Consider the following 4,106-nt stretch of genomic DNA (forward strand, 5'->3'; position numbering starts at 1 on the left):
CTTATAATCTTATGCTAGCTTCTAATGATTTCTCAGATATTATAGCTTATAGAGTTCCAGATTTAGAGAAGTTAGGTAGCGATGGAGGAATGATTCCTTTAAATGATTTAATAGATAAGCATGCACCAAATATAAAGAAGTTTATAGAGGAAAATCCTTTGTATAGAAAAGATATGTACTCATTAGACGGAAAAATTTATGCAATTCCAACATATTATGATTTAGATAAACTTAGTGTATCATCAGGACTTTTTATAAGAACTGATTGGTTAAAAAAGTTTGGATTACCAGTTCCAAAAACATTAGAAGAGACTGAGAATGCTTTAACAATATTTAAAGAGCAGGATGCCAACGGAAATGGAAGAAAAGATGAAGTTGGAATCTTTGTACGTGGAAATATTCAAGCGGCATTAAATAACTTAACAGGAATTTTTGGTGCAAGACCATATAAAACATTTTATGTAGAAAATGATCAAGTTACTTTTGCAACTTTAGATCCAAATTTTAAAGAGGCAGTAAAATTATCAGCAGATTGGTATAAAAAAGGTCTTATAGATAAAGAGGTTTTCACTAGAGGTTGGGGAGCAAGAGATGCAGTTTTACCAACAAATATGGGGGGAATGACTTTAGACTGGTTTGGAAGTACAGCTAGTTATAATAGCTTATCAACAGGACAAATACCAGGATTTGAATTTTATCCAATGGAACCAATACAGATAAAAGATGGAGTGAAGAGTGTAACAGTGGGAAGAAATACAACTCCAGAGATTGGTTGGGGAATATCGGCAGCTTCAAAGAATCCAGAGCAAGCTATTAAGTTTATGGATTGGTGGTTCTCTGAAGAGGGAAGAAGAACTTGGAACTTTGGTATTGAAGGAAAGCATTATACAATGGTAGATGGGAAACCAGTATTTACAGATTATGTATTAAAAAATCCAGATGGAAAAGGACCTTTAAAAGTTTTACAAGAGGTTGGAGCTCAAGTTTCAGGACCAGGAGTACAACAAGATGCTGAATATGAATTCCAATATTCAAATGATATTGCAAAACAAGGTTTTGAAATGTATATGAAGGATGGAAATACAAAGAGACCTTTACCTATATTAAAATATAGTCCAAAAGATATAAAAGAGTTGGATAAAATTATGGCACTTGTAAATCAAACAACAGAGGAATATATGCAAAAATGGATTTTAGGTGTTTCAGATGTAGATGCAGATTGGGATACTTATATGAGTAGAATTCAACAAAATGGTATTGAAAGAGCAAAAGAGATAGTACAACAAGGCTACAACCACTACAATAGTGTTAAATAAAAACATAAAAAAACTAGGTAGAATTACCTAGTTTTTTTATAGAGTTTATATATTGGTAAGAGGGGGAGTAAAATGAAAAAAATTGTATTAGGAGCGATTATGTTAACAGGAGTTTTATACGCTAAAGATCTAAAAGTATATCAATTTGAAAATGAAATGCCTAAAAATATAAAGGTAGATGTAAAAGATTCTATATCAATATCTAAGGAAAAATATAAAGATGGAGAGAGCTCTTTAAAATGGAAGTTTAAAAAAGGTGAAGCTTTAAGTATTTTAGGTGATGTAGGGTACACAGTTTTTAAAACAGGTGAACAAGAAAAAGCAAGAAGTAGTTATAGTATGTGGATATATAATGAAGAACCTATTGATGGAGAGATGTTAGTACAGTTTAAGAAAGATGGGATAGTAAAATGTTGGTTTCCAATAAAAATGAATTTTAAAGGTTGGAGAACTATGTGGATTCAGTATGATAGAGATATGAAAGGTGAACCTATTGAAGGAATGGATGAAATAACTTTTGTAGCACCTAATGAAAGTGGAGAGATATTAATAGATCAAATTATACCATCAGTATTAATAGATCCAAGACATAATGCAAGAGATGAACAGGTAGATTTTATTAATTTAGAGGCAGATACTGCTGCAAATGCTCATTGGATGGCGCTATATAAAAATTATAATCAGATAGATAAAAATGAAAAGAAGATTGTTTTAAATGAAAGTGAAACAGAGGGCATAAAAAAAGTTGAAAAAAGATACAGAGAAAAACTTTTAAAAAAAGTTCAAGTAACACCTGAACTTATAGCTGAAAAAGAGATGGAGTTTTCAGAGTATAAAAAAATAAACTTAGAATTTATTCAAAGATTAGTTATTTATAAAGATTTAAAACCAGAAGAGAAAGAAAAAATAAAATATATAGCAACAAAAGAGTTTGGAATATATTTAAGAGAGTTAGCATATATGTATAATTCTACAGATAATGTTCAAGAAAAAGAGAAAATTGCTAAACTTTTCAATGAGAGTTTAGAATATATGTATGATCAAGGTTGGACAAAAGGAAGTTCTCAGGGAACGATTCATCATTTAGGTTATCAAATGAGAGAGATTTATGATGCCATATTTTTAATGAAAGAGCCTCTTGTTAAACTAGAAACAGTAAATAAAGCTAAAGAGATGGTAACTTGGTATAGTGCAATGGGAATGATATATACACCTAAAGAAAATTTAAAAGGTGTGAATATAGATGTATTAAATACAATGCTTCCAGGAATGTTAACTGCAATACTTTTAAATGAAAGTAAAGAAAAGGAATCTAAAGAGCTTTATCAACTTCAAAGTTATTTAATGAATACTATAAAATACTCTCCAGGAGTTTTAGGAGGATTTAAATATGACGGTACAGTTTTTCATCATATGCAAAATTATCCAGCTTATGCAAAAGGTGCTTTTGAAGGTTTAGTTCCTATAATATACTATTTAAATGGGACATCTTATGCAGTTACAGGAGAGCAATATAAAATAGTCAAAAATTCAGTTTTAACAACAAGATTGTATTCTAACAAATATAATTATCTACTATCTTTAACAGGAAGACATCCTAATGGGAAATTTAAAATAGATTCAGAAGGTTTTAGATTAATGGCTTTAAGTGGAGAAGGAGGTGTGGATAAAGAGTTAGCACAAGCTTATTTAAGGCTTGATCCTCAAGGGAAAAGTGCTGAGAAATTTAGAAATATGGGGTTAAAAGAGGAGAGGGCTCCTCAAGGTTCGTGGACAATGAATATGGGTTCTTTACAACTTCATAGAAGAAAAGAGTGGCTAGCAGGAGTGAAAGGCTATAGTAGGTATTTAGTAGGAAATGAAACGTATATAAAAAATAACTTATATGGTAGATATATGAGCTATGGAGCATTTCAAATTTTAGAAGGTTCATTAAAAGAGAGTGGATATGTGCAAGAGGGATGGGACTGGAAGCATTTCCCAGGAACAACAGCTATAGATGTGCCTTTTGAAAAGCTAAAATCGAATATCTCACAAGTGGATACTAAAAGTGGAGTTGAGGAGATGTTACTTTCAGATGAAACATATTCTGGTGGAAACTCTTTAAACGATAATGGTATGTTTGCAATGAAACTTCATGAACATCCAAAATATAATGGAACTCATAGAGCTAGAAAATCAGTGTTTTTCTTTAACCATAAAGCTATTTTATTAGGAAGTGGCATTGAAAACAATGACAGTGAAAATGAAACTCATACAACTCTTTTCCAAAATTACTTAGGGCAAAATTTGAAAAATAGTTATATTCAAAAGGAAGATGCAATTATAGATTCTCAAAATAATTTGTATAAGATTGTAGAGGGAGATGTAGTTCTAAAAAAAGGAAAACAGGAGTCAAAAGATCAAAACAGTGGTGAAAAAACAGAGAATAACTATGAATTAGCTTATATAAATCATGGGAAAGCACCTAAAAATGGGAAGTATCACTATAGCATTTTGATAAAAGGGACAAAGGAGGAACAAGAGGACTTTAAAAAAAGTTCAAAATACCAGGTCTTAAATCAAGATAACAGTAGTCATATTGTAAAAGATTTAAAGAGTGATATGATAGGGTACGCACTATTTGAAAGTGGAAAAGTGCAAAATAATAGATTTATTGAATCTGTAGATACTCCATCAATGATTCTTCTTCAAGAAAAAGGCAAAGAGATACAAATGAGTTTTGTTGATCCAGACTTAAGATTATATGAGGGAAGAGATGAGGAGCAATATGATAAGAATGGGGTCATG

At 30.9% G+C, this 4,106-nt stretch carries 2 protein-coding genes; both read left to right on the forward strand.

The window, feature by feature from the left end; all coding sequences use genetic code 11:
- Window positions 1–1,316 (forward strand): extracellular solute-binding protein (locus tag ACRDDY_RS09435; RefSeq protein ID WP_438533331.1); only part of this gene is annotated, 1,316 nt, incomplete at its 5' end.
- A gap of 72 nt (window positions 1,317–1,388) precedes the next feature.
- Window positions 1,389–4,106 (forward strand): chondroitinase family polysaccharide lyase (locus ACRDDY_RS09440; protein WP_438564700.1); only part of this gene is annotated, 2,718 nt, incomplete at its 3' end.

The sequence above is a fragment of the Clostridium sp. genome, from assembly GCF_051656525.1.
Lineage (GTDB): Bacteria > Bacillota > Clostridia > Clostridiales > Clostridiaceae > Clostridium.